This is a genomic window from Lachnospira intestinalis (assembly GCF_040095895.1).
GTDB lineage: Bacteria > Bacillota > Clostridia > Lachnospirales > Lachnospiraceae > Lachnospira > Lachnospira intestinalis.
In genome coordinates this window covers 1-24174 of the sequence record NZ_JBBMFS010000012.1, presented here as the reverse complement: position 1 = coordinate 24174, position 24174 = coordinate 1, and the positions used below count along the sequence as shown (strand labels likewise).

Below are 24174 nucleotides of genomic sequence, written 5' to 3'. Positions count from 1 at the left end.
TCTTTTACCTCGTCCATTTTTTATAAAAGCGAATTATCAGCCACAAAGAAAGTACAACTGTAATTGCCATAATAAAAATTGTATGGAAAGTAGTTGGTACAATCGCATAGGCTTCCGGCAAAAGATTATCTTTTTGCAAATTATCCATCATTAAGCCGCTTGTCCAGTTCATAACACATATAACCGGAAAAGAATTTAAGAAAGCAATTTTGGCAGCACTTATAGATGTCCCAATCGTTCCCAGTATGCCCCAGTTAAAAATGGAATAAAAAAAAGCAAGCAGGATAGAAAGTAAAAAACTTTTGTTAAAGTAAATAATTAAAAATACAATCGGTAAAGAAGCTGCTACGATAAGAACTCCAAAAATAAGGCTCATAAATATCTTATAAGTCATACCGTAAACCATTCCTACATGAAACAATTTACAAAACAACGCAACAGACAATGTGCTTATCAGACAAAATGCAACGCTGAAAATAAAGAGCATAGAAATTTTTGCCATAATGAGTTGTGTATTTGTAACTGGAATTGTTCTAAGGTTTTTGGAAGTATCACAATCTCTTTCTATAAAAAACAAAATAGCGGCAATGATACCAATTAGACATGGAAGCAAAAAAACTAAACCATATCCCAACATCATTGTATAGACATAATCAAATCGGGTTTGAAGATAGTGTTCTGTTGTATCTGCACCAGTTCCCGCCTTTGCCATATATGCCAAAATCAACGGAAAAAATAACGACAATGACATCAGTGCATACAACAGTCTTTTTCGCTTTAATTTCCAAAATTCGCACTTAATCAGTTTAAGCAATTCCTTCGCCTCCTGTCACACGCTTGAAGTAATCTTCAAGACTTTCTTCACAAGTATGGGCTTCTGATACCTCCAATCCATTTTCTACAAAAGCAGTCACGATTTTTCCTACGGACAAATCAAGATTATGCAAGCGTAAATTGTGGTCGTCCTGTATAGAGAAATGACTCTCATGGAAAGTACGCTCTAAAATTCTTGCTGCCTGTGCGGTATCAGAAAGAGTAAATCGGATATGTTTGCTGCTTTTTTGTTCCAGTTCCGCAAGACTTTCTTCTTCCAATAGTGCGCCATGGTCGATAATTCCAATATCATCTGCTAGCAAAGAAATCTCCGAAAGGATATGACTGGAAATTAAAATTGTTTTTCCCTTTGTATCGCAAAGCTCGCGAATAAAAGAACGTACTTCTGCAATTCCAATCGGGTCAAGCCCATTGATAGGTTCATCTAAAATCAGAAGTTCAGGGTCGTGCATAACTGCAAGTGCAATCGCAAGCCGTTGTTTCATACCAAGAGAATACTGGGAAAACAGTTTTTTGTCTTTATAAGGCAATCCTACCAAATCCAATGTGTTTTTAATTGAATGACGGTTGGGTATGCCCCGTAAGGTAGCAAAAATTTGTAAGTTTTCCGTAGCAGTCAAATTAGGGTAAAAACCGGGTGACTCAATCAGACTACCGATACGGGGCAACAATTTCTTTTCATTCCCCTGCAAAGACTTTCCCCATATTTTAACTTCGCCGGAAGTTGGCTTTGTCAATCCAAGTAGCATTTTCATAGTGGTCGTTTTTCCGGCTCCGTTTCTTCCAAGCAGTCCGTAAATTCTCCCTTTCTGCACATGAATATTTAAGTCAGCGACACTCTTTTGTGAGCCGTACTGTTTGGTAAGATTTTTTGTTTCAATGATATAATTTTTGTCCATATTCAAACCTCCTGTTCTGTAAACTATTCTATCATACCAACCTTGCATTAACCTTGCCGCAACCTTGCATTAACCTTGCAATTTGAAATATTGTCCCAAAAATAATTAAGGCTCCCGTCAAAAGAACGGGAGAACCTTAATTTGCTAAGGGAAAAAGCAAAGTAAATTCCGTTCCTGTTCCCTGTGTGCTATTTGCTGTTATTGTGCCGTTCATTTTTTCTACAAGTTGGTGTGCGATAGAAAGCCCAAGACCGCTGCCTTTTTCAGACCGTCCCTTATCGCATTTATAGAGCCGTTCAAAAATATGCTTCAAATCTTCTTTTTCAATCCCTATTCCATTATCTGCTAATCGGATTTGCATATTTTTTTCCTGCTTTGATAGGATTATTTCTATTTTATCCGCATGACTGTGAGAAATTACATTCTGAATAAGATTGTTCAATATCCGCATATAGCCGTCCGTATCAAGTTTTACCCGGAAAGGCTGTTCGGGAATATCAATATTGTAATCTATCTGCTTATCTTCAAATATGGGTATCCAGTCAATCAAGATATTTCGTGTCAGCTCCGCAGCTTCAACAATATTTATATCCATAGCAAACTCATTAGAATTTAATTTGAACCAGTCAAAAAGAACATCAATATATTCTTTCAAATCGTGAGCTTTGCGGCGGGCTGTTTCGATATAGTCGTCCCTGTCTTTTCCTGTAACAATTCCTTTATGTGCAGCGTCAAGATACCCAATAAGCGTTGTAAGCGGTGTCCGAACATCATGGGAAAGACTTGTCATAAGCTGTCGGTTTGTTTCTTCTGTCTGCCGGACAGTAGAAAGCCTGCTCTCATAAGACACAACAATCTCATTTATTTCATAGGCAAGAGGGGCTACCAGTTCATTTGTTGCAGATAAAATACGTCTGTTTCCATTTCCGTTTTTTACATCAATCAATGCGTCTGTTATCTCGGCTATCTGTTTTTTAACACGTCGAATAGCAAAGCAGGAAACAAGAATAGAGAAAAGTGCAATTATTATGGATAGAAAAATGACTGCTTCCATAGAAAATCAAACCTCCTTGTTAAAACGATAACCGATACCTTTAATCGTTTGAATATATTTTGGACTTCCGGGATTTACCTCTAATTTCTTGCGAAGTCGGCTGATAATCGCCATAATGTTGCTGTCATCATAGAAATATTCCTCTCTCCACACTTCTTCATAAATCTGTTGCTTTGTCAGAATTTTCCCTTGATTTTTCGCGCAGTATAAGAGTAAGTCAAATTCTTTTGGAGGCAATTCAAAAGTTCCATTTTCCGTAGTAACAGAACGATTTTCAATATCAATTTTCAACCCGTCAAATTCAAGTTGCTGTGATATTCCGTCCTGTTGATTGAAACGGGTATAACGGCGTATAAGGGAAACGATACGGGCTATCAGTTCGTCCATGTCAAAAGGTTTTGTCAAATAATCATCAGCTCCTGCCCTTAAACCGCGTACTTTAGAAGCACTGTCATTTTTTGATGTAAACATCAAAATCGGCAGGCTGCTTTCTTTTCTAATTTCTTCCAATGTTTCAAATCCGTCCATACCAGGCATCATAACGTCCAGTATCACAAGTTGATATTCTCTCTCTTTTAATTTTTGTAATCCCTCTTTTCCCGTATTACAAAAATCAGCTTCTATATCTTCTGATAGCACGCTGCGTTTAATCAGCGCACAAAGTTCCTTATCATCATCTATAATCAAAACTTTATTCATGGTATAGCTCCTTTCCTTGTTTGGTTCTACCGTCAATCGGTTTTTCCGCGTCTTTTGGTATCAACCACATATACCCAAGTTTTGAAACACCCTGTATGCGTTTCTCCCTGCAAAGTATCTGTACCCGCCTTTCAGAAATTCCCCACTTCTTTGCTGCTTCGGGGCAAGACATATATTCCATAACAACACCCGTCCTTTCTGAAAATCTTATCATAATAATTATAGTCGGACACACGAACAATAGCAAGTATATAAATATGAATTATTATGGCTATTTAGTGGAACTGTATAGACATATCCAAAGAGAAAGGGGAACAGTAAAATGTAACTGGGTGAATAAATATGGCAAAAAGACCGGTAGAAAAATATGACTTCAAGGCATTTGGAGAAGCTATAAAAGCTGCGCGGACGGGGCGCAAAGAAAGCCGCAAACAGGTAAGTGATGAAATGTATATTTCTCCTCGCTATCTTGCAAATATCGAAAACAAAGGACAGCACCCCAGTCTGCAAATCTTTTTTGAGCTTATGCTTCGTTACAATATATCCGTAGACCAGTTTCTTTTAGATACGCCCACCCAAAAAGATACAAAGCGGCGGCAGCTCGACGCTCTCCTTGATGATATGAGCGATAATGGCATACGGATTGTAACGGCAACTGCAAAAGAAATTTCAGAAGTCGAAAAAGAGGACAAATAAATGTGTCCGGCAAATTGAATATGATTTAGGAAGCGTTGTAATCTTTACAGATTGCAGCGTTTTTCTTTTGCTCTTTTTTGGCATATAGAGCATTGCGTTGTAGTAACCAGTGAGGAAAAAACTTTCGTAGCAAGCATAGGAAAAGAGTACCCTTTTCCGTATTTTCTCCCTCCCGTCCTGCGGTGCGTCGGTTGAAAATTGCTTGTTGGGAAGTGTCCCAAACCCTCGGAACGGAAAGGAGTGATTGCATGAATGGACGCAAAAGAAAAGTACAAATCAAATTCTATGTAACAGAGGAAGAACGGGCATTGATTGAGCAGAAAATGAAGCTCGTCCCCACCCGGAACATGGCGGCGTATCTTCGCAAGATTGCCATTGACGGGTATATCATTCAGACAGACCATAGCGACATAAAAGCCATGACAGCGGAGATACAGAAAATCGGGGTCAATATCAATCAGATTGCAAAGCGTGTCAACGCGACAGGCAGCGTCTACCAAGAGGACATAGAGGAAATAAAGGGGGTGCTTGCGGAGATATGGCGGTTACAAAGATTAAGCCTATTAAAAGCACGTTGAGCAAAGCCCTTGACTATATCCAAAACCCGGATAAAACAGACGGGAAAACGCTTGTGTCCTCCTTTGGGTGCAGCTATGAAACGGCAGATATTGAGTTTGGATTTACGCTTGCACAAGCCATAGAGAAAGGGAACAATCTCGCCCACCATTTGATACAGTCCTTTGAGCCGGGGGAAGTGGATTATGAGAAAGCCCACGAAATCGGGAAACAGCTTGCCGACGCGGTAACAAAGGGACAGCATGAATACGTCTTAACTACCCACATAGACAAAGGGCATATCCATAACCATATCATTTTTTGTGCGGTCAATTTTGTTGACTACCACAAATACAATTCCAATAAACGCAGCTACTATGGCATACGGAACATGAGCGATAAGCTGTGCCGGGAAAACGGGCTGTCCGTTGTCGTTCCGGGTAAGGGCAGCAAGGGAAAAAGCTATGCAGAATATCAAGCGGAAAAGGTCGGTGCAAGTTGGAAAGGCAAGCTGAAAATTACCGTTGATACGCTTATCCCCCAAGTGGCAAGTTTTGAAGAATTGTTGCAGCGGTTACAGGCAGCGGGCTATGAGATAAAGCCGGGAAAATATATCTCCTGCCGCGCTCCGGGACAGGAACGGTTTACCCGCTTAAAAACCCTCGGTGCAGATTATACAGAGGAAGCAATCAAAGAACGGATAGAGGGCAAGCGCACAAAGGCGGCGAAAGCTCCCAAAGAGCAGCGCGGCGTATCGCTGCTTATTGACATTGAAAACAGTATCAAGGCAGCGCAGAGCCGGGGCTATGAACAGTGGGCGAAAATCCATAATCTGAAACTGGCTGCAAAGACTATGAATTTCTTGACAGAACATAAGATTGAGCAGTACGCAGATTTAGTCAGCCGGATTGAGGAAGTAAATGCGGAAAATGAAAAGACAGCAGACGCATTAAAGAGCGTGGAGAAACGTCTTGCAAACATGGCGGTGCTGATGAAGCACGTTACCACCTACCAAAAGACAAAACCTGTCTATGAAGCATACCGCAGGGCAAAGGATAAGGACGCATACCGGGCAAAGCAGGAAAGCAGTCTGATACTCCATGAAGCAGCGGCAAAGGCACTAAAAACGGCGGGCGTTTCCAAGCTCCCGAATGTCGCCGCGCTACAAGTAGACTATGAAAAGCTCCGGGAACAGAAAGAAGCCCTTTACGCGGACTATGGCAAACTGAAAAAACAGGTCAAAGAGTACGACGTTATCAAACAGAACATAGACAGCATTTTACGGCAGCCAAGAGAGCCGGAACGGGAAAAAGGGAAAGAACGCGGGGAGTAGTTTTGTTCATACTTGTGTGATATAATAGTTCCTATCAAAGACAGTAGCCACATACTAAAGTGATACATTTTCAGCAAAGGAAGTGTCAGAAAATGGAACAGGAAATGCCGGACTATGAAACGATATGCGCTGCCGTTGTGGGCGAAAAATGGGCGTTGGAAAAGGTGCTTGATTGTTACGGCGACGAAATCAACCGCCTTGCAATGGTAAAAAAGTGTCAGCCGGACGGGACTATCAAAGAGGAAATCGACGAAGATTTACGGCAAACACTCATAATGAAACTGTTAGAAGCTATCCCACAATTTCCAATGGAAAAGGAGTGATACCATGACACGCGGAGAAATTTGGAAAGACTTTTTCAAGAGAAACGTTTTGCCCGCCGTTATTGCATTGTTTTTATTCTTCATGTTCAAGAACATCTTTACAGAGGACGGGTAGACCAATTACTTTTATGTATGGCTGTGCTGCGGTATCCCCTTTGGCATTCGCCGTATGTTCGTATGGCTTGTACCGCATGGATATGACATAGCTGGAACGGTGGGTATCGTTGCCATTAACTTCATTTTGGACGGCATTATCGGCGGGGGCATTTTAATATGGCGGCTTGTCGTTGCTACGTGGTATATCCCCCTTACGATATACCGTTTACTTACCGCAGATAAGAGTGCAACCCCTCAAATCAATATAGAGAAAGGATTTAAAAGTTATGAATGAAAGAGAAAGAATTATTCATTTATGGTTTGATATGTGGCTAAAACAACAAGATTTAGGGATTGATAGTATTTTTACAGAAGATGTGATTTACACTGAAAGTTGGAGTCCTAAGTATGAAAGTCGAAAAACAGTAAAACATTGGTTTGATGAATGGAATACTCGTGGAAAAGTCTTAGTGTGGGATATTAAACAATTTTTTCATAAGGAAAATCAAACTATTGTAGAATGGTATTTCAAAAACAAAATGAATAATGGTAATATTGAAGAATTTGACGGAATTTCTTTAATAGTATGGACGGAAAATAACAAAATAATGGAGTTGAAAGAATTTGGTTGTAATCTCAATACCTATAATCCATACGCCCAAAATGATATGCCACAATTCAGAGATGAAAAAACAAAGTGGTTTTGAAGTTTTAAAAGCCGGGACGCAGACAGTCGGTAAAGACTATCCGCGCCCCGGCTTTCTTATGGGTACAGCGATAAAATGTTACGCAGTAGAACGCCATTTTTGAGGGAAAAGGTATAAAACCCTTGCCGCGTCATTTTCACACCCGGAAAGCCCTGTAAATCAAGGCTTTTTTTGCCCCTACTGCGTAACAAGGGCGCGTCGTTTCCTCATGCGCTCCGCTGCCTGTCTGCGGGTAATACGCTTCCGGCAGTCCGGGCAGTATTTGACGCTGTTAGAGGTGGACGCAAAAGAAGCTCCGCACTCGGTACAACGCTTTTTATCCTCGGTCTTGAAAAGCTCTGCATACAGCAGCTTATCAAAGGGAAGTACGGCGGTCTGAAACCATTTGCATAGAAGAGAATAGGAAATAAGCTGCGGGCAGACACATTCCTCCCCGTCGTCCAGTAAAATACAGTGTCCGTTATCGCAGTTGCAGCACTCCTTTTTTACAAGGCTGTTGACTTTCCGGCTTTGGGGCGGCGTAAGCCGCTTTAGCCCGGTCATACCTCATCAGCGGCGAAAATGGCAAGCTCCGTATACTCATTTTCTGTCAGAGGTGCAATTTTCGCAAGGGTGCGCTTCGCCAGTTCCCGCATATCCTCGTCCATAAACGGCAGCGCAGCGTTGATGTTCTCCATAAGCCCGCGCTTACCGCCCTCATTGTAAATGCTCAACAGGTTTGTTTCTTCAACGGTCAGTCTAATCATGCTCATACCTCCAATTCGTGATTTTTTGATTTTGCCGCTTTTTTCTGTGCGGTTTTTTCTTTGTCTGCTCTAAGCTGCGCCCGGATAGAGGGCTTCTTTTCCGTTTTTGCTGCCTTGCCGCGTTCCTTGTCAGCCTTGACAGCTTCCGCAAGGTCAACAAGGGAAATGGTTTCTCCTGCCTTTACCTTTGCTTCCAGTTCTGCGGTAGTCGGGGTGTTGTTTATCTGCCCGTCAATCATGTTGTAGTTTTGCTCTGTGGTCTGCTCGGCAGCTTTCAGATAGTTCTCTGGCTGAACGGGAACAGCAAAAGCCCTAGTGCCGTTCCCCATAATCAGATATTTTCCGTCGTCGGACTGGTGGTGCAATCCATATCCGGCAGCTTCCATTTGCTCGCGGCTCATGGCGGTTACATAGAAAGTCCCTCTCGGTGTTTTGATTGTTTCGCCCGTTTCCAAGTCGGCGGGAATGAGGGCATTTTCCTGCTCCTTGAAAAACTCCGGCACTTCCTTATAACCGAAGCTGTCTACATAGTGGGCGGTGTCCTGCCCGTTCTGATGAAGCACCACCACGTCGGAAACGGAAAGGCTGTGTCCCTTAAAATCTTTCGGGTGGTCGATATTAAAGCGGGTGTAAATATCTTCAAGGGAAGTCCCCGGCGTAAGCTCTGCGGAATAGACAAGTGTATAGTTTTTCGCGTCTACCCGGTGTCCTGTGGCAGTCAGACGGTCGTAAGGTTCAAAGCGCAAATCTCTTGTTTCGTCCCCGCCTTTTATCTGATAAATGGAAAAGGTGTCTTTGTCCTGTGGGGCTTCCTGTTCCGGCTGCTCCTGTGCATCTACCTTTTGCGCCCGGATATGCGCCCGTTGTAACTCGGTAGGCTTTTCCCCCGTAAGGGGTACAATCGCCTTGACATAATCAGCCGCATAATAGGCGTTACTGGTAAGCTGCCGCTGCCATGCCCCTGCTTTGGGCGACCAACGGAAGCCATTACTTTTTAGGGCTTCCCGCGTGGCTTCGTCCGGCTTATCCTCAAAGAAGATTTGCAGTCGGTTCGCTTCGGTGTTTGCTTCCACCTTGCCGCCGTCAAATTTCCAACCCACAAAACCGATTTCTTTTTGCTGTGAAAGAGATTTGATACGGTCTTTCACGCGCCGGATTTCTGCACTGTTGTTGGATAACGCCCAAGTCGCAAATGGCTTGTCCTCCAAATGCCAACTGCTCGCCATGTCTGCTTTCAGTTTTTCCAGTTCCTCCGGCGGTAAATGCGGGCAGCCGTCAAGGGTCTTATGCTTACGGTAATAGGCGTTTACGGCTTTCATGGTTTCCTGTGATTTTTCAAGGCTTTCCAGTTTCTTTTCTAACTTCTGTACTGCCTGCGGGTCGTCTGCGCTGATACCGCCCATGCCGGTACTGCGGATTTTATCAAGAAGCCCTTGTATGTCCTGCCATTCCCGGTAATTGCTGTCGCGGGCTGCGTTCTGCTTTTCTTTCTTCCTTGTGGGGAAGTTAGAGCCGCCCGCAATCAGGATAGAGGGAACACGCGCGTCAATCTCATAGCCTTTATTCATGTTCGCCGCCAGTTTCCGGGCATAGGTGTCAAGCAGGCTGTCGATTTTCTCATGGTACATCGGGTCTACCCGCTGTTTTTGCCTTTCTGCGATTTGTACGGCTTCATCTACATAATGCCTGTATTCAGCCGTCGCGCTGCCTTGCTTATAATCGGAAAAGCTGTTCATATCCTTTGCACGTTTGGCGGCAGCTTCATTGATAGGATAATAAGGGGCGGCGGGTGCAGCCTGTTCCGGCTGTGTTTCTTTTTCCTGTACCGGGGCTGTTTCTTCGGGAAGCTCCGGCGTGGCGGCTTCTGCTTCGGGCTGTTTGGTAGCTTCCTGTGCGGGCTGCGCCTGTTCGGTGGTCTGTTCCTTATCCTGTGCCTTTTGGATTGCTGCAAAATGTCCGTCTATGGTATCAATCAGATTTGCGGCGGTGCTGCGGATTGTTTCAAGAGAGCCTTTCAGTTCTGCAAGTTCTTTTCCGCTGCTCCACCCGGCGATATATCCAAAAGAATAGTCCGACGTATCAAGCCCGTAATGTTGGCAGACAGCATAGGCGACGCTTTCCGCCTGTACCTCGCGGGTACGGCGGTCGGGGCGTTCCGGCATAGCAAGGGCAGTATCATGCAGCGTGGCGTGGGCGATTTCATGGATTGCGGTCTTGATATTCTGCAATTCGTCCATGCCCTCGTTGATGATGATACGCTTTTCCTCATAATTGCAGCGTCCTTTTACGCCGCCGCTTAGTGCTTCAAATCCCATAGCAAAGGGAGAAGTCTTTTCAAGGGCAGCGAAAAAATCCTTGTATTGTTCCACGTTGCCCGTCAGCTCATAGGTAAGGGCAGGAAGCTCCTTTCCCTCGGTCTGTGAAATATCAAAGACAGATACCACACGAAAGGCGGGTATCTTGATTTCCTTTTCCTCGGTAACAGGTTTCCCGTCCTTATCGAAAACAGGCTTTTGGGTGTCCGGGTCGATTTTTTCCACCTGTTTCTTAACGGTAAACGGGGACGGCGCAAGTATCTTGATAGCTTTTTCTCCCGGCTTTACATGGCGGTCAAATTCCTTTTCCCATTGTTTATAGCCTTTCACAAGATTGCCGCCCTGCATGGCGATAAGGATTGTATTGTTAAGGCTGTAATCATGGAATTTTGACATAGTACGCAGATAGTCGGCGTAACGGTCGCTTTCATACAGTCCTAAAATCCCCTGTTCCAGTCGGTCGGTAATCTCTTTCATCTTGTCAGCGGGCTTTTCAGAAGATAGGATAATCGGGAGAACCGGGGGCTGCTCTGTGGCGGTGGTCGGTATAGCTGCGGAAGCGTCAAGGTCTGCCTGTTCCTTTTCCTGTACTGGCGGCTGCGGCGTTACCCGGTATTCCTCCGGCACGTCGCGCCCGTCATACCATTCTGTAAAGGTATTACGGTTATTGTAGATATAGCCCTGCTCGGTAAATCTGCCCCCGTCATTGATAGCAGCGTCCCGCCCGTATTCCTCATACATGAAATATTTTTTTGCTTCTTCGGGCAGCTCCAACTCGTCCAGTTCTTCAATCAGATAATGCCCGTAATCTTCCTCACTCTGTACGGACGGATAAAGCCAGTAACAATCAAGGTTTTGTGCAAGGTTGATAATGTCCTGCAAGTCCCTTGTATGGTCGCCGTATGCCATAGCTGCAACAAATTTTTCCCTGTCGTCGTCAAACTGCATTTTCAAAAGTTCGCTCAAATAGTTCAGCTCGTCAAGGCTTTCAAGCTCGGTCAATTTTCCTGCCAGTCCCGCAATAGAGGACTGGTATTCTGTGATATGCAGCTCCCCGTAGTTTTTGCCGTCTATGCCGATACGGTCAAAGACTTCTTTCAAATGCTCGGCAGTCGTGGGGAATGATACCCATTCGCCCGCAGGTCTGCCCTCGGTGTACTTTCCAAGATTAGAAAGATACCCGCTTAAAATCGGTTGTTCCATGTGTTCGCTCCTTTCTTTCTCAATCATGCGGTGCATAAGCTCGTAGTCCTCCATGCTCATGCTCCCGTCAAATAGATAGGGGTCGGGTTCTTCGCCGTCCCGGTAGGCTTTTTCAGAGAAAGGCAGCCCCGCAGCGTGGGCGGCGGCTCTTGCTTCCTCGATAAGCTCCGGCGGCAGCCTGTCGTCGTGGGCTTCGATAAATTCCCCGATATTGCTATATCCGTTTTCGTAGTGGCGGCGCACCCCGGCGGTCAGCTCGTCAAGGTTCCTATCCTCGCCAAGATAGCCGGAGTAATAGCCGTTTACCACAACGGCGGCAGGGTCAGCCTGTTTGATTTCTTCCATGCGGCTTCTGTCCTCCGGGTAGAGAATATCGCTCATTTCAAGGTGGAAATATTCTGCGTTCCAAGAGCGTCCCGTTTTCCAAAACGCCACCCAAGCGATACCGTCCCTTAATTCTTCTTGATAGTCCTTTACGGTGTCCCGTAAACTTGCCATGTGTAACCTCCTTTCTTCGGTTTCAGAGGGTTTGGGAAACTTCCCAACAAGCAAAAATCCCCGCCGTTCTCGGTAGAGAAAGCAGGGATTTTACGGAAAAGGGTACTCTTTTCCTATGCTTGCTATTCAGTTATTTTTTCTTCGGCAGTTCAATGCGGTAGTTGACATATCTCCCGCCCGTATCAGCCAATACGATAGTTCCGTTGTAGGTTTTGCCTGTCTTTGGGGAATAGAGCTTTTTCACATTTACCTTGCCGGATTTTAAGAGTGCAGCGGCAATCTTCGGGGTAAAGGTTACTTTTCGTTCTTCAAAGAAACGGTCATTTTTCCACATGGTAAAGATACATTCTTTGTTGCTGCAATAGTAGTTTTTCTTTCCCTCATAGACAGGAGAACCGCAGCGGGGGCAGCTTCCCAACGCTTCCCGTTCCGGCTTGAACATCTGCGCTTTATCATCAGAAAGAAACGGATAGGTCTTTACCAGTTCCCGCGCCATATTCTCGATACCCTCCATAAATGCGGCGGGGTCTGCCTTGCCTTTTGCAATCTGCGTCAGATTGTTTTCCCATTCTGCGGTAAGCTGCGGGCTTGTCAAGGTGTCCGGCAGGACGCACACAAGGTTGATACCGTCTTTTGTGGGAAGTAGCTGCTTGCCTTTTCGTTCCACAAAGCCGCCCTTTACCAGTTTTTCAATGACAGCGGCGCGGGTGGCGGGAGTTCCAAGCCCTTTGCGTTCTGCGTCCGGGTCGGTGTCCTCACTTCCGGCGCGTTCCATAGCAGAAAGGAGCGACGCTTCGTTGTGGGGCTTTGGCGGTGTTGTGTCATGCTCCGTTACCGTTGCAGCCGGATTGTCAAAGGTTTGTCCCTCGGTAAACGGCGGCAGGGTCTTTTCTGTGTCGCTGTCTGCGTCGTCCGTTTCGGGCTTGTTCTTTAAGGCTGCCCTGTATCTTCGGTCAATCTCTTTCCACCCGTCGGACAGCACCGTTTTTCCCCTTGCGGTAAAGGACTGTCCGGCACATTCAAAGACTGCCGTAACCGCTTCAAAGGTATGCGGTGCAGCGGTCGCCATAAGTAGACGCGCCCCGGAAAGGGTAAGGATATTCCTTTCGCTTTCCGGCAGCGCGGCAAGGTCGGTCTTTGCAAGCTCCATAGTTGGGATAATGGCATGGTGGTCTGATACCTTTTTACTGTTCAGCACCTTTCCAAGTTCCGGCGTGAAGTCTTTTCCCGCCATAAAGGAAAACTTCCCACAAAGCAGCTTGATAATGCCCGCCGCTGTGTCGCCCATGTCGTCGGTCAGAAATGCGCTGTCTGTTCTCGGATAAGTAAGCAAACGCTTTTCATACAAGGCTTGTGCAAGGTCAAGGGTCTGTTTTGCCGTATATCCGAACAGGCGGTTTGCTTCCCTCTGTAAAGAAGTAAGGTCAAAGAGCTTCGGCGGAGCTGCGGTCTTTTTCTCTTTCACAAGGGAAGTACATACTGCCCGCGACGCTTCGCAAGTCGTTTTTAATGCGTCGGCTTCTGCCTTATTTGAAATTCGTTCACTTGCAGCTTCCGCGCCGGATAATGCAAGGCGTACATGGTAGTATTTTTCTTTCTTGAAAGTGGTAATCGCTGCGTCCCGGTCAACAAGCATTTTTAAGGTCGGGGTCTGTACGCGCCCCACGTTCAAGGTATGATTGTAAAGGACAGAAAAAAGGCGGGTGGCATTGATACCGATTAGCCAGTCTGCTTTTGCCCTGCATAATGCGGAAGCAAAGAGAGGGTCATAATCCCTGCCGTTCTTCAGACAGGAAAAGCCCTCTTTGATTGCGCTGTCCTCCATAGAAGAAATCCAAAGGCGGCGCATAGGTTTCTTGCAGCCTGCCATTTCATAGACAAAACGGAAAATGAGTTCTCCCTCGCGCCCTGCGTCGCAGGCATTGACGACTTCGGAAACGTCTGCCCGGTGCATAAGCTCCTTTAAGGTTTTGAATTGCTTTTCCTTGTCAGCGGAAACGGTGTATTTCCATTCCTGCGGCAAAATCGGTAAGCTGTCATAGCTCCACTTTTTATACTGCTCCCCGTAAGCGGCAGCTTCCGCAAGCCCTACCAAATGTCCCACACACCAAGAAACGATATAGCCGCTTCCTGTGAGAAATCCGTCTTTCTTTTCCTTTGCCCCAAGTACGGCAGCGATTGTCTGCGCCACACTGGGCTTTTCTGCGATAACTAAAATCAAATAAAAATCCTCCTTTCGGGTAAAAGAAAAGAGCAACCGATTTTTCGATTGCTCCTACAAGTGATTGTATAAAATTGTGCGATATGAAATAGTAAAATGATTTGACAAAACTAAAATTTATCCAATATTGAGTAAACTATGGATTACCCAAGGTTGAACTGTAACCATGATTATAAATGTGTAAATTGCAAACAAAGGCACTTCGACCATATCATTGACATTCTCAGATTGAAATTGTTTTCTTAAATTATTAGGCAAGACTTTTGATAGCAAATAATAAACCAAATATCCTAAACAGACTCCAACTGTATTTGTAATAAGGTCATTTATATCTGTTGAACCCCAACCAAACATCTGAACAATTTCAACAGATAAAGAGAACAGAAAACCAGTTAATACAACAGTCTTTATGTGATGATATTTCTTATACAGCAACGGCAGAAAAAATCCAAAAGGAACAAATAAAACAACATTCAGTATGGTATCTATTGGTCCACTTATCATACCGAGAAACGGAATCAGAGAAATCCTCGGACGAAATGATATTGTGCTTGTATAACCAATACCTGTTACGGTCAAAATCCCGAAAAGATAATAATAGAATAAAAATACAGCAGTAATATGGAGAAGGCTTTGCTTTCTTCCTGATTTTTTAAGGTATAAGAAATACAATATAAAAACTGGAACTATAAACACATATCCACTTATTGAGCGAATAAGAATATCAGAAAGGGGTAACATATTTTTATCTCCTTTGCTTACTCTAAAAATTTGTTTAACTCTATCATTTCCTATGGTTGGAACAATTATATCATATTCCATATCGAAAGTACATCTTTTTATCGTTCCGGCTGTCGTTTTGCTTCAATCTTTCTAATGCAATACCCAACACAAGGGGACTGTCCCTTGTAAGGGCAGGAAGCGCAAGCCGGGGGATAAGGAACAGGCGGAGCATTATCACGCCGCCCGTTCGGTTTCTGTATCATCATCTTTTCAAAGGGATTGTCGGTAAACAGGGTCATAGGGTTTCTTCCTCCGTTTCTTCATCTTCGGGAGTTTCCCCGGTATCTGCTTCCGGCTCGTCCTCGTCGTAGTCCTCAAATTCAAAATCTTCAAGGTCGGTATCGCCCTTTACATTCTGCTTCGGCTTTAGAAACTTAAAGTAGTAGAACGCTGCGCCGCCACCAAGCAGGGCAAAGAGGACTAAGGCAAGCACCACACCGGGATTGCCGCCTTTTCCTTTCGGTTCTTCCGGCTGCTCGGTTGGTGTTGGGGTAGGTTCTTTGCCTGTGCAGCCTGTCATACTGGTAACACATACCGGGCAGGACGTGTTTACCTTTCCGGCTTCGCATTTCTCCGTACAGTTACAGATTTCCGGCTTTTTGGCAGCTTCGCCGTTTTCGGTCAGTGCCATAAGGTCGGCTTCGTCCACTTGATTTAGGAAATGTACGGTCTGTTCGCCCTCGGCGGCGCGGTCAATGAGGATATAGAAATAGTTGCCGCCTTTGGTGGTAACAGTGATAAGCTGCTTATTGCCGCCGTAATCGTCAACCAGTGTTGCGTTTCCCTTTGGGGTAAGGGGCGGCGTTTCCTCTTTTTCCTCCACAACTACGTTGCTGTCGTTGGTCGCGTCCCCTGCGGGCGGCTCTGTGGCTGCGCCCTGTGCATAGGCAGGGACAGAAAAACCGCCCATAAGGATAAGGGCGGCACAAAGGGCAGTCATGGTCTTTTTCAGTTTATTCTTCATCTGCATTTTCCTCCTGTTCTTCGTAGTCTGCCGCTTCGGTAGCGTGTGCGGCGTTCATGCCGGGAATACCGCTGCCGGACAGCATAGCGTTCAGTTCCTGCGGGGTCAGACGCATAGCTCGTACAAGCTGCACGATTTCAAGGTTTTCCGCTTCGGTTTTCTGCGCTTCCAGTCCTTTTAACTTGTTCTGATACTCTGTGATTTTCTCGCGGGTCTTTGCGATTTCCTTATTGATACGGTCGATTTTATTGTTTGCCATAGGTCATTTCTCCTTTCTTTTTGGGGCTGCTTTACCAGTTCATCAGCCCATAGCCTTTGATACATTGATAGTTAAGGTCATAGCTCTTTATCTTGCAGGCGTCGCCGGAATTGCCCTCAACGGTATAGACGCGGCTTCCGTCCCTGCCAAGCACAAGCCCCACATGGTCTGCAACACCGTCTAAATCCCAATCGAAAAAGATAGCGTCGCCCGGTGCGATATTCTCATAGCCCCGCGCGCCCCATTGTCCCCTTGACTGGAACCAAGGAACGCCCTGCCATTCGCAGCCTGCAAAGCGGGGTTCGCTTTTTCCGGCTTGATTGTAGCACCATGACACAAAGCAGGCGCACCATTCCACGCGGCTGTTAAAGCCATACCAACTCCAATAGGGATAACCGCCCACGTTTCCGACTTGCTGTTTTGCAAGCTCCATAAACTCCGGGTTTCCGGGACGTGTGCCGTTTACAAACTCCACGCCGCTTAAATCCTCGGAGGGGCTGCCGTCGGGAGAGCCGCCGCCAAAAATCAACGGTTTGTTGCCCTGTGTCTGTAAGTACACTTTGAACATTTCAAACTGCTGTGGGTTCAGCAGTTCTTCCGCAAGGGAAGCAATCGGCTTGTTTGTCAGCTTCACGTTCAAGATACGGTATTCGTATTCTTCCTCGTTGCCCTCCTCGTCGGTGGTGGTGCGTATCTCGATTTCTTCCGTCAGCGTCAAGGTGTACTGTAAGCCGAACAGCCGTTTTAGCTCTGCCTGTGCGCTCTGTGGGGTGTAGCTCTGTAAAAGGGCGGTCAGATAAGACGCAAGTTCGTGTGGGTTATGCCCGATAGTGTCAAGGTCATAGCGGTATTCATCATAGCCGCTGTGGGTGGTTTCGATATTGTCAATCTCACTTTGCAGTTCGTTTTCCATTGCAGCATAGCTCTGTTCCGTTGCCACAAGGTCGCTGTCCTCGGACGTGTAGGAAGTCCCTAACACGCTGTTCATGCTGCCGGAAAACATTGCCCCACAAGAGGAAAGCCCTACTGATACCATGATGAACAGAAGCAGCGCGGCGATAGCGATTATCACGCCCGCCGGGTGTCGCCCTACAAAGGCAGCCGCTTTCTTTGCTGCTGTCTGTGACGCTCCGGCGGTTGCTTTGGCGGTGGCTGCACCGCCTTTCTTTACAGTTTTTGCATACTGGCGTTTGATTTTTTGTTTCTGCATAAACCGGGAAAAGGGATTGCTTGTAAGCTGAGGATTTTCCTGCAAGACTTTGTGATACTGGAAGTTCACATTTGCCTTGAACGCTGCCTTTTCTGCCTTTGCTGCTTCCCGGTAGGGTTTCAGCTTATGGCTGCGGTAGCCCTGTTTGAATTTCCTTGTCCCGTACCTTGCGCCGCGCTCGGCAAGTTCCTCCGATTTGTGCGCGCCCTCCGCGCCGGAATTGTCTTTCTCGACGCTGTGGATTTTGTTGTGAACAAAAATACCCGCTTCCTGCGCGGGGCGGGATAACGGGTTGCTGTGGGCTTTGCCGCCGGGTATCGGCTTTTCCTGTTCCTCAAAGTGCAGGCGGGTCTTTGCCTTTCCTGCGGCTTCGTCAAAGGTGCGCTCCTTAACCAGTTTCTTTTGCTTTGGGATAGCTGCCTTTGCTGCGTCCAGTCGGTCAGCGGCTTTTTCCGATTTTTTGATGTAAGTTTCCAGTTCCGGCGTTGCCCGTTCTTCCTCGGTAAACTGTAAGCGGGAAGTGGAAGTACGCAAAGCAGTAGCTTCCTGCTCTTTTTTGACTTCCTTTTTGTTTGCTTTTCGGGTATGTGCTGCGTCAAGATGTTCTATGACGCGTTCCGCTGCGGCACTGTCCGGCTGTGAAAAGTCGCTGTCTGCTTCCCGGCTGCTGATACGCTCGGCGGTCTGCTGTGTTTCGTTTACCTCGATAAGCCCGTCGCGGGTCATTTTCTGTGTGATTTTATCGCGTGGTTTTAATTGCTTGATAGTCCTGCACCTCCAATCCGCGCCCTCGCAAGGGCGCAATATTCTGCATTTAATTCAATCCCGATATAATGGCGGTCAAGGCTTTTTGCTGCAAATCCTGTGGTTCCGCTTCCGAAAAACGGGTCTATGACAATCCCACCTTTGGGACAGCCCGCCAAGATACAGGTTTCCGCTAATTTCGGGGGAAAAGCTGCAAAATGCGCCCCTTTATATGGGACAGTGTTAATCAGCCACACGTCCCGCTTGTTCCGCGTGGTCGGCATGAGCGCGTCGTCATAGTAGCCACCGTCCCGCGGTCGGTTTAGTCCCTGCACCTTTCCTTGTCCGGGTATTTCCTGTGTGTATTTGCTGTTGGTGCTGCGCGCTCTGCGATACCGTTCTGCGGTAGTAGGTGCTAAGGGTTCTGCAATGGCGGCAGCGTCATAGTAATATTTCTTTTCCTTTGAAAGCAGGAAGATATGTTCATAGCAGCGGGTCGGGCGGTCTTTGCAGCTTTCCGGCATAGGATTTTGTTTTTGCCATATAATATCGCTCCGTAGATACCACCCCTGTTCCCGTAGGGAAAACGCCAAGAGCCAGGGAATACCGATTAAGTCCTTTTGTTTGCAGCCGGTAACGCGGCTGTTCCTTGCAATCCGCTGTCCGGTGCGTCCCTTTGGGTTTTTTGGGTCAGCATAGCCGCCTTTATTTCCTGTGCCGCAATAGGTGTCTGCGATATTCAGCCATAACGTACCGTCCTTTCTAAGCACCCGGTAAAGCTCGCGAAAAACAGAGGTCAGCCTGTCAATATACTGTTCCGGCGTATCCTCCTGTCCGATTTGTGCGTCAAGCCCATAGTCCCGCAGCGCAAAGTACGGCGGGCTTGTAACGCAGCAATGGACGCTTTCACTGGGTAATTCCTGCAAAGCACAAAGCGCGTCCCGGTTGATAATCACGTCTGTTTTCATAGGCTGCTCACTTCCTCCGGCTTCGTCGTCATAATGCGGTAAAGCTCGGTATCTTTCGGGAAATGGTCTACAAAGGGCAGCACCACATTTCCATAAAAGATAAGTCCCTCGCCTGCTTCGGTATGGGTTACATACTTCATCTGTTGCGGGGAGATATTAAGCTGCTTTGCAAGGATAGCCCGGTCGCCCTGCGCCTGATTGAGCATGAGGACAAAATCAGAGTTTTCAAAGATATTTTCCACCTCGCGTGAAGCAAGCAAGTCCTTAATATTCTGTGTGATAGCTGTCGGTATGCCGCCCCATTTACGGAAACGCTTCCAAATCTCCACACTGTAAGCTGCGGTCTGTTCCTCTTTTAAGAGCAAGTGAAATTCGTCCATATAGTAGCGGGTGGACTTTTTCTCTGCCCGGTTAATGGTAACGCGGTTCCATATCTGGTCTTGCACAATGAGCATACCTAACTTTTTGAGCTGCTTTCCAAGCTGCTTTATATCAAAGCAGACAAGGCGGTTAGAAAGCTCCACGTTGGTTCTGTGGTTGAATACGTTAAGGCTGCCGGAAACATACAGCTCCAATGCTGCGGCAATGCGGGCAGCTTCCGGCTCCGGCTGCTTTAACAGCTCGTCGTAAAGGTCGCCCAAGATAGGCATTTTCTCCGGGTCGGGGTCAGCAAGGTAGTCCCTATACACATTTCTTACAGCGCGGTCAATGACGGTCTTATCAACAGGCTGTAAGCCCTCCTTGCCGCCAATGACAAGCTCGCAGAGAGAAAGGATAAAATCGCTTTTCAGTGCAAGGGGGCTGTCGTCCTCGGAATAGTTGAGGTTCATATCCATAGGGTTCACATACTGGGGCGTACCGTCCATACCTTTGCCTGTCGGGGATAACCGTATCACTTGCCCGCCAAGCCGTTTTACAAGGGCAAAATACTCCGCTTCCGGGTCGCAGATAAAAATATCGTCGTCGGTAATGAGAAAAGCATTTGTGATTTCCCGCTTTGCCGCAAAGGATTTTCCGCTGCCCGGTGTTCCCAAGATAAGCCCGTTTGGATTTTTAAGCTGCTTGCGGTCGCAGAGTATCATGTTGTTTGACAGGGCATTTAAGCCATAATACAGGGCAGCCCCAGTCTGAAATAGTTCCTGTGTGATGAACGGGATAAAAATAGCGGTGCTGCTCGTCGTCAACCCTCTCTGAATAGGGATAAGGTTCTCCCCCAAAGGGATAGAGGACATCAGCCCCGCTTCCTGCTGATAGTCAAGACGGGTCAAGGCGCAGTTGTATTTCTGTGCAATGCCCGCCGCCGCGAAAATGTCATTTTCCAGTTTCCGCTTCGTGTCTGCCATGTTTACCACAAGGAACGTCAGCAGAAACATTCGCTCGTTGCGGCTCTGTAAATCCTGCAACAAATTCTTTGCTTCATTCCCAAAAGTGGCAAGGTCGGACGGGAGTATGTCAATATCGTAACCGCTTCTAACTGCTTTTTTCTGTTCCTCAATCTTCATCTTGTCAAGGTCAGTGATTTTGCGCTTAATGGTCTTGATTGCTTCCGACTGGTCGATACTTTTAATATGGAGATTGACAATAACCCCTGTTTCCAAGTCCAACATATCCGCTAAAATACGGTCGTTTAACTCCGGGGCAAGGATTTCAAGGAACGATACCGCCCCCGTTTTTTTCCCCATAGCAAAGTAGCGTCCCTCCCCGAACTTGAAAGAGGACGGGGCGATAAAGTCCTTTGTGGTAAGCCCTGTCGGGGTCAGCCAGTCATAGGAGAATGAGAACGGCTCGCCTGCCGGGTGGAATACCCCATGCAGCACCTTTAAGCGTTCATAGCCGGATAAGGGGTGCGCCGATACGCCAAGCACCTTGAAATTGTTGAGTACGTCCGTTTCGATACGGGAAAGCCGCGCCCTTGCCGCCGCCGGATTGTCCGCTTCAATGGAAAACGTGATGTACTTGTGCTTTACAAGCCCGTTGTTCCCTTTGGCAAGCTGCATTTTCAGCATATCGGAATATTCGGTGCGGATAGAGTTAAAATCATCATTTTGCGGCGGGATATGGATTGCCCGCGCTGCCTGTTCCTGCTGTGAACCTTGATTGATAAACGAAAGCTGCACATTTACGCTTGCGTCAAAGTAATTGAGAAAATCGCACCAGTTTTCAAAAATGGCGGTCTTGTCGTCTGCCTGTGCAAGCTGATAGTTAATGTCCTCAAAGGCAATGCTCTTTGAATATTTCCGCTGTGCCACTTTGCAGATACCGTCCGGGTACATGGCAAGGTAGGGAATGGTCTGCTGTGCGGTGTGGGCTTTGCCGTCCCCCTTTGCCTGCCGGATAACCGCCGCTATCTGTTTCTTTTCCGCGCGGGTCAGCTTACGCCTGTTTCCTGCGGCTTCCCGCGTCTTTTTTGTCTGTCCTTTTGACAATCGCTGATACCTCCTTTTCTAATGCCCGCTGTTTCTCCAAGAGTGCATATAGGTTTTCTGTCTGATATGGTCGCACTTTGGGGCGGGTAAATTTTGTCTGAATGATGTTCTTTATTACCACTTCAAGGGGCTGCCCATGCTTTTCATACATGGCAACCAAGAAGCAGGGAAGCATGACGACAATCATTACCATTGCCGCAAGGCTCGTCCCTGCGCTGTCTTTGAGCAAAAAGAAAAGCGGCAGTCCTATAAGAAGTGCCACTGAAAAACAAAGGATTTGCCGCTTTGTTAGATTGAAAGCGACTTTTGTTTTGACTTTGGATAGGTCTTTGGGTACAGGTACATACGCCAAGAAAAAACCTCCTTTCTGCCCTTAGTGGGCGTTGAATATGGATTTTGCCAGTGCGCCGGATTTGAACAGGGAGAAACAGAGGATAACGGTATAGGCTGCAAGGGAAAAAATCGCGCTGTGCAGATTGTCCGCTAAGACCATTTCGCCTACTAAAACCGCATAAATGCCGACGCATATCATAATGAGGAAGCCTTGAAAGCCCAGTGCAAACAGCCCCTTTAGGTAGTTGTTCCCAATCTGTCCCCATTCCCGGTTTGTCATGGTAGCAAAAGGGATAGGGGAAACAGAACAGTAGGCGTATATCTCAATCATTCTGCCGTAGAGGATAACGGTTATCAGTACGGACATGATTTTCATACAAAGGCTTACAAGGCTCGTTTCCATGACAAGTAACAGTAGTTCGGGGATTTCCATATCTTTTAGTCCCTCCTGCATGGCGGCAAGGGCTTCGGTTACGTCGATATTCGTATCGCCGCCGATTACCCCCGCCGCGCCGGATACAATATGCTGCGCCATATCAAACACCGCCATAGTAATATCAAAGGTATGTGTTACCAAGAAAACGGCAACAAAGGCTTTGAAAAACCACTTGAAAAACATAAATGTTTCTATGTCGTGCATATTGTTTTTTTCCGTTACCATGCTGATAAGCTCATAACAGAGGACATAGGTAATGACAAGCCCCGCAATGGGTACAATCACATTTTCCGACAGGTTTTGTATCATGCTGAAAATGTTTGCGTTCCACCCCTGCGGGGTCTTGCCTACCTCCGCTGCAATGGTGCCTACTTTTTCGTTTACGTCCCCGAACATAGTGGAAAGGTTGCCGTTAATGGCTCCGATAAGGATTTCTTTTATCCATTCGTTAATCGCTTCCAGTATGCTCTCCATAGGCTACCCTCCGTAATCTTATCCGAACAGACCGGAAAGAAGCGGTACAAGGATAGTGCCGATAAGGGCAACGCCGCCGCCCGCCATAAGCTGTTTTATCCCCAATTAGGTGTAAAACTCTGCTCGATGGCGGGCGGCGGCGTACAAAAAATCTATATGGTGTTTTTAAGAGAATCGTCCCGGTAGGACAGGTCAGGCAGTGACCTGTTCCACCTCTGGGATGGGTTTGAGATTAAAATGAATTTCGATAGAAATGTGTCTTGTTTTATCTTCGTCAATGCGCTCATGCACGACGATTTCTTTGATTAAGCGGTTAAGGGTGGCTGCGTCCAGCTCTGTGATGTTGGCATATTCCTGAATGGCTTCCACCCATTGTTTTGCGTCATTGGCAAGCTGGGCTTCATCGGACAGCCGCTTCCTGCCCTCGGACACTTTTGCTTTAAGCTCCGTCTGCTCGGTCTGTGTCTTTTCCAGCATGGTGTTGAAATTCTGCTCACTGATACGCCCTGCAATCATATCCTCATAAAGCCGCATGACCATTTTATCCAGAACCTCAATCCGTTCCTCGTCCCTTGTAAGGGAGCGTTCCATTGCTTCCCGCTGTTCCCGCTGCTCGGCTTCACAGGTATTAGTCAGGCGGTCGGCAACCGCTTTCCCGTCCATCAGGGCAGCTCTGGCACATTCCCGGATTTTTCGCAGCACATGGCTGTAAAGGGTGTCATAGTCAATCCGGTGCTGGGTGCAGTGGTTCTTTCCAAAGGCATTGTAGGTCTTGCAGGAATAAATCTGCTGGGGATGTTTTGCGTTTGTATAGCGTATCGTCAGCGACTTTCCACACTCGCCGCATTTTATCAGTCCGGCAAACAGGCTGATTTCATTGGTCTGCCCCGGACGCTGGCGGGATTTCAGCTTGTTCTGCACAATGTCAAAGCTCATGCGGTCAATCAGCGGTTCATGCTGTCCCTCCACTACAATCCAGTCCTCCGGCTTCTTTTCCCCAATCGTGCCGATTTTGAAACGGTAGTCTTTTTTCTGGGAAGCAATCGCCCCGGTGTAAACGGGATTCATCAAAAGGTCTTTGATAACGGAGAAGTCCCACATATACCGTCCGTTTTCCGGGTCTTTCTTTTCCCATTTGGTTCGGGTATTGCGAAGCCCCCGTTCCCGGTTCCACCATGTGGGGCAGGGGATTTTTTCTTCCTCCAGCCGTCTGCGGATATAGTTCGGACCATGACCGTTTAGGGCATATCCGAAAATCAGCCGCACAATCGGGGCGGTTTCCTCGTCAATGAGCAGATGGTTTTTGTCCTCCGGGTCTTTTCGATACCCAAACGGGGCAAGACACCCGGTAAACTGTCCTTTCTGCGCTTTCAGAAGATAAGAGGAATGGACTTTCTT

Annotated in this window: 24 protein-coding genes and 2 pseudogenes; 6 read left to right on the top strand and 20 right to left on the bottom strand. The window is 46.8% G+C overall.

The window, feature by feature from the left end; all coding sequences use genetic code 11:
- Positions 1-4: 4 nt before the first annotated feature.
- The 5 genes from WMO37_RS12310 to WMO37_RS12290 all read right to left on the bottom strand — a co-directional run bounded on the left by WMO37_RS12310 (position 5) and on the right by WMO37_RS12290 (position 3667).
- Positions 5-814, bottom strand: coding sequence for an ABC transporter permease (locus WMO37_RS12310; RefSeq protein WP_069432110.1), 810 nt, complete (start codon positions 812-814; stop codon positions 5-7).
- The gene (locus WMO37_RS12305) at positions 807-1733 is read right to left on the bottom strand and encodes an ABC transporter ATP-binding protein (protein WP_016728878.1); all 927 of its coding nucleotides are present in this window, start codon (positions 1731-1733) and stop codon (positions 807-809) included. The genes WMO37_RS12310 and WMO37_RS12305 overlap by 8 nt, the downstream gene beginning before the upstream one ends.
- Positions 1734-1869: 136 nt before the next feature.
- The gene (locus WMO37_RS12300; RefSeq protein WP_069432109.1) at positions 1870-2787 is read right to left on the bottom strand and encodes a sensor histidine kinase; all 918 of its coding nucleotides are present in this window, start codon (positions 2785-2787) and stop codon (positions 1870-1872) included.
- Between the two features lie 6 nt (positions 2788-2793).
- Positions 2794-3486 carry a response regulator transcription factor gene (locus WMO37_RS12295; RefSeq protein WP_021360404.1) on the bottom strand — a complete coding sequence of 231 codons (693 nt, stop codon included), beginning with the start codon at positions 3484-3486 and terminating at the stop codon, positions 2794-2796.
- A complete protein-coding gene (locus WMO37_RS12290) occupies positions 3479-3667 on the bottom strand; it encodes a helix-turn-helix domain-containing protein (protein ID WP_009905249.1) in 189 nt (62 codons plus the stop codon). Before WMO37_RS12290 ends, WMO37_RS12295 begins: the two co-directional genes overlap by 8 nt.
- Before the next feature lie 161 nt (positions 3668-3828).
- Here WMO37_RS12290 and WMO37_RS12285 point away from each other — a divergent pair, with 161 nt between their 5' ends.
- The 6 genes and pseudogenes from WMO37_RS12285 to WMO37_RS12260 all read left to right on the top strand — a co-directional run bounded on the left by WMO37_RS12285 (position 3829) and on the right by WMO37_RS12260 (position 7196).
- Positions 3829-4182, top strand: a complete 354-nt coding sequence (locus WMO37_RS12285; protein ID WP_016728880.1) for a helix-turn-helix domain-containing protein — start codon at positions 3829-3831, stop codon at positions 4180-4182.
- 248 nt (positions 4183-4430) lie between these two features.
- Positions 4431-4760 carry a plasmid mobilization protein gene (locus WMO37_RS12280; RefSeq protein WP_009905253.1) on the top strand — a complete coding sequence of 110 codons (330 nt, stop codon included), beginning with the start codon at positions 4431-4433 and terminating at the stop codon, positions 4758-4760.
- The gene (locus WMO37_RS12275) at positions 4721-6070 is read left to right on the top strand and encodes a relaxase/mobilization nuclease domain-containing protein (protein WP_069432108.1); all 1350 of its coding nucleotides are present in this window, start codon (positions 4721-4723) and stop codon (positions 6068-6070) included. The genes WMO37_RS12280 and WMO37_RS12275 overlap by 40 nt, the downstream gene beginning before the upstream one ends.
- A gap of 92 nt (positions 6071-6162) precedes the next feature.
- A complete protein-coding gene (locus WMO37_RS12270) occupies positions 6163-6393 on the top strand; it encodes a helix-turn-helix domain-containing protein (RefSeq protein WP_011861102.1) in 231 nt (76 codons plus the stop codon).
- A 4-nt stretch (positions 6394-6397) separates the two neighbouring features.
- A pseudogene (locus WMO37_RS12265) lies at positions 6398-6784 on the top strand (DUF6050 family protein).
- The gene (locus tag WMO37_RS12260) at positions 6777-7196 is read left to right on the top strand and encodes a nuclear transport factor 2 family protein (RefSeq protein WP_011861104.1); all 420 of its coding nucleotides are present in this window, start codon (positions 6777-6779) and stop codon (positions 7194-7196) included. Before WMO37_RS12265 ends, WMO37_RS12260 begins: the two are co-directional and overlap by 8 nt.
- 177 nt (positions 7197-7373) lie before the next feature.
- Here the strand turns inward: WMO37_RS12260 and WMO37_RS12255 are convergent, their stop codons facing one another.
- From WMO37_RS12255 to WMO37_RS12185, 15 genes and pseudogenes are all read right to left on the bottom strand, one after another.
- Positions 7374-7739, bottom strand: a complete 366-nt coding sequence (locus tag WMO37_RS12255) for a cysteine-rich VLP domain-containing protein (RefSeq protein ID WP_069432107.1) — start codon at positions 7737-7739, stop codon at positions 7374-7376.
- Complete coding sequence (locus WMO37_RS12250) at positions 7736-7942, bottom strand: transposon-transfer assisting family protein (protein WP_069432106.1); 207 nt, start codon at positions 7940-7942, stop codon at positions 7736-7738. The genes WMO37_RS12255 and WMO37_RS12250 overlap by 4 nt, the downstream gene beginning before the upstream one ends.
- 2 nt (positions 7943-7944) lie before the next feature.
- Entirely contained in the window at positions 7945-11958 is a 4014-nt protein-coding gene (locus tag WMO37_RS12245) for an antirestriction protein ArdA (RefSeq protein WP_069432105.1), read from the bottom strand.
- Between the two features lie 130 nt (positions 11959-12088).
- Positions 12089-14179: a DNA topoisomerase 3 gene (locus tag WMO37_RS12240; RefSeq protein ID WP_069432104.1), complete on the bottom strand. Its 2091-nt coding sequence runs from the start codon at positions 14177-14179 to the stop codon at positions 12089-12091.
- 117 nt (positions 14180-14296) lie between these two features.
- On the bottom strand, positions 14297-15001 hold the full coding sequence (locus tag WMO37_RS12235; RefSeq protein ID WP_308451236.1) for a VanZ family protein: 705 nt from the start codon (positions 14999-15001) through the stop codon (positions 14297-14299).
- A gap of 17 nt (positions 15002-15018) precedes the next feature.
- A complete protein-coding gene (locus WMO37_RS12230) occupies positions 15019-15201 on the bottom strand; it encodes a hypothetical protein (RefSeq protein WP_005933783.1) in 183 nt (60 codons plus the stop codon).
- A complete protein-coding gene (locus tag WMO37_RS12225) occupies positions 15198-15926 on the bottom strand; it encodes a DUF4366 domain-containing protein (protein WP_035394374.1) in 729 nt (242 codons plus the stop codon). Before WMO37_RS12225 ends, WMO37_RS12230 begins: the two co-directional genes overlap by 4 nt.
- Complete coding sequence (locus WMO37_RS12220) at positions 15916-16185, bottom strand: DUF4315 family protein (protein ID WP_069432103.1); 270 nt, start codon at positions 16183-16185, stop codon at positions 15916-15918. The genes WMO37_RS12225 and WMO37_RS12220 overlap by 11 nt, the downstream gene beginning before the upstream one ends.
- A 31-nt stretch (positions 16186-16216) precedes the next feature.
- Positions 16217-18121 carry a CHAP domain-containing protein gene (locus WMO37_RS12215; RefSeq protein ID WP_069432102.1) on the bottom strand — a complete coding sequence of 635 codons (1905 nt, stop codon included), beginning with the start codon at positions 18119-18121 and terminating at the stop codon, positions 16217-16219.
- Between the two features lie 26 nt (positions 18122-18147).
- Positions 18148-19107, bottom strand: coding sequence for a DNA-methyltransferase (locus tag WMO37_RS12210; protein WP_015529209.1), 960 nt, complete (start codon positions 19105-19107; stop codon positions 18148-18150).
- Positions 19104-21533: a VirB4-like conjugal transfer ATPase, CD1110 family gene (locus WMO37_RS12205; RefSeq protein ID WP_069432101.1), complete on the bottom strand. Its 2430-nt coding sequence runs from the start codon at positions 21531-21533 to the stop codon at positions 19104-19106. Before WMO37_RS12205 ends, WMO37_RS12210 begins: the two co-directional genes overlap by 4 nt.
- On the bottom strand, positions 21481-21885 hold the full coding sequence (locus tag WMO37_RS12200; RefSeq protein WP_044477104.1) for a PrgI family protein: 405 nt from the start codon (positions 21883-21885) through the stop codon (positions 21481-21483). Before WMO37_RS12200 ends, WMO37_RS12205 begins: the two co-directional genes overlap by 53 nt.
- Positions 21886-21906: 21 nt before the next feature.
- Positions 21907-22776, bottom strand: a complete 870-nt coding sequence (locus WMO37_RS12195; RefSeq protein WP_032513415.1) for a VirB6/TrbL-like conjugal transfer protein, CD1112 family — start codon at positions 22774-22776, stop codon at positions 21907-21909.
- Between the two features lie 18 nt (positions 22777-22794).
- Positions 22795-22878 (bottom strand): annotated as a pseudogene (locus tag WMO37_RS12190) (Maff2 family mobile element protein); the annotation flags it as partial.
- Between the two features lie 90 nt (positions 22879-22968).
- Positions 22969-24174: recombinase family protein (locus WMO37_RS12185; RefSeq protein WP_349155145.1), on the bottom strand; the 1206-nt coding region annotated here is incomplete at its 5' end.

What these genes read in the sequence shown, in the direction of transcription:
- WMO37_RS12305 (WP_016728878.1), bottom strand. Translation starts at nt 1,733, where the DNA reads ATGGACAAAAATTATATCATTGAAACAAAAAATCTTACCAAACAGTAC.
- WMO37_RS12295 (WP_021360404.1), bottom strand. Translation starts at nt 3,486, where the DNA reads ATGAATAAAGTTTTGATTATAGATGATGATAAGGAACTTTGTGCGCTG.
- WMO37_RS12230 (WP_005933783.1), bottom strand. Translation starts at nt 15,201, where the DNA reads ATGACCCTGTTTACCGACAATCCCTTTGAAAAGATGATGATACAGAAA.
- WMO37_RS12300 (WP_069432109.1), bottom strand. Translation starts at nt 2,787, where the DNA reads ATGGAAGCAGTCATTTTTCTATCCATAATAATTGCACTTTTCTCTATT.
- WMO37_RS12260 (WP_011861104.1), top strand. Translation starts at nt 6,777, where the DNA reads ATGAATGAAAGAGAAAGAATTATTCATTTATGGTTTGATATGTGGCTA.
- WMO37_RS12290 (WP_009905249.1), bottom strand. Translation starts at nt 3,667, where the DNA reads ATGGAATATATGTCTTGCCCCGAAGCAGCAAAGAAGTGGGGAATTTCT.
- WMO37_RS12285 (WP_016728880.1), top strand. Translation starts at nt 3,829, where the DNA reads ATGGCAAAAAGACCGGTAGAAAAATATGACTTCAAGGCATTTGGAGAA.
- WMO37_RS12255 (WP_069432107.1), bottom strand. Translation starts at nt 7,739, where the DNA reads ATGACCGGGCTAAAGCGGCTTACGCCGCCCCAAAGCCGGAAAGTCAAC.
- WMO37_RS12195 (WP_032513415.1), bottom strand. Translation starts at nt 22,776, where the DNA reads ATGGAGAGCATACTGGAAGCGATTAACGAATGGATAAAAGAAATCCTT.
- WMO37_RS12270 (WP_011861102.1), top strand. Translation starts at nt 6,163, where the DNA reads ATGGAACAGGAAATGCCGGACTATGAAACGATATGCGCTGCCGTTGTG.
- WMO37_RS12245 (WP_069432105.1), bottom strand. Translation starts at nt 11,958, where the DNA reads ATGGCAAGTTTACGGGACACCGTAAAGGACTATCAAGAAGAATTAAGG.
- WMO37_RS12220 (WP_069432103.1), bottom strand. Translation starts at nt 16,185, where the DNA reads ATGGCAAACAATAAAATCGACCGTATCAATAAGGAAATCGCAAAGACC.
- WMO37_RS12235 (WP_308451236.1), bottom strand. Translation starts at nt 15,001, where the DNA reads ATGGAATATGATATAATTGTTCCAACCATAGGAAATGATAGAGTTAAA.
- WMO37_RS12215 (WP_069432102.1), bottom strand. Translation starts at nt 18,121, where the DNA reads ATGACCCGCGACGGGCTTATCGAGGTAAACGAAACACAGCAGACCGCC.
- WMO37_RS12225 (WP_035394374.1), bottom strand. Translation starts at nt 15,926, where the DNA reads ATGAAGAATAAACTGAAAAAGACCATGACTGCCCTTTGTGCCGCCCTT.
- WMO37_RS12280 (WP_009905253.1), top strand. Translation starts at nt 4,431, where the DNA reads ATGAATGGACGCAAAAGAAAAGTACAAATCAAATTCTATGTAACAGAG.
- WMO37_RS12210 (WP_015529209.1), bottom strand. Translation starts at nt 19,107, where the DNA reads ATGAAAACAGACGTGATTATCAACCGGGACGCGCTTTGTGCTTTGCAG.
- WMO37_RS12250 (WP_069432106.1), bottom strand. Translation starts at nt 7,942, where the DNA reads ATGATTAGACTGACCGTTGAAGAAACAAACCTGTTGAGCATTTACAAT.
- WMO37_RS12275 (WP_069432108.1), top strand. Translation starts at nt 4,721, where the DNA reads ATGGCGGTTACAAAGATTAAGCCTATTAAAAGCACGTTGAGCAAAGCC.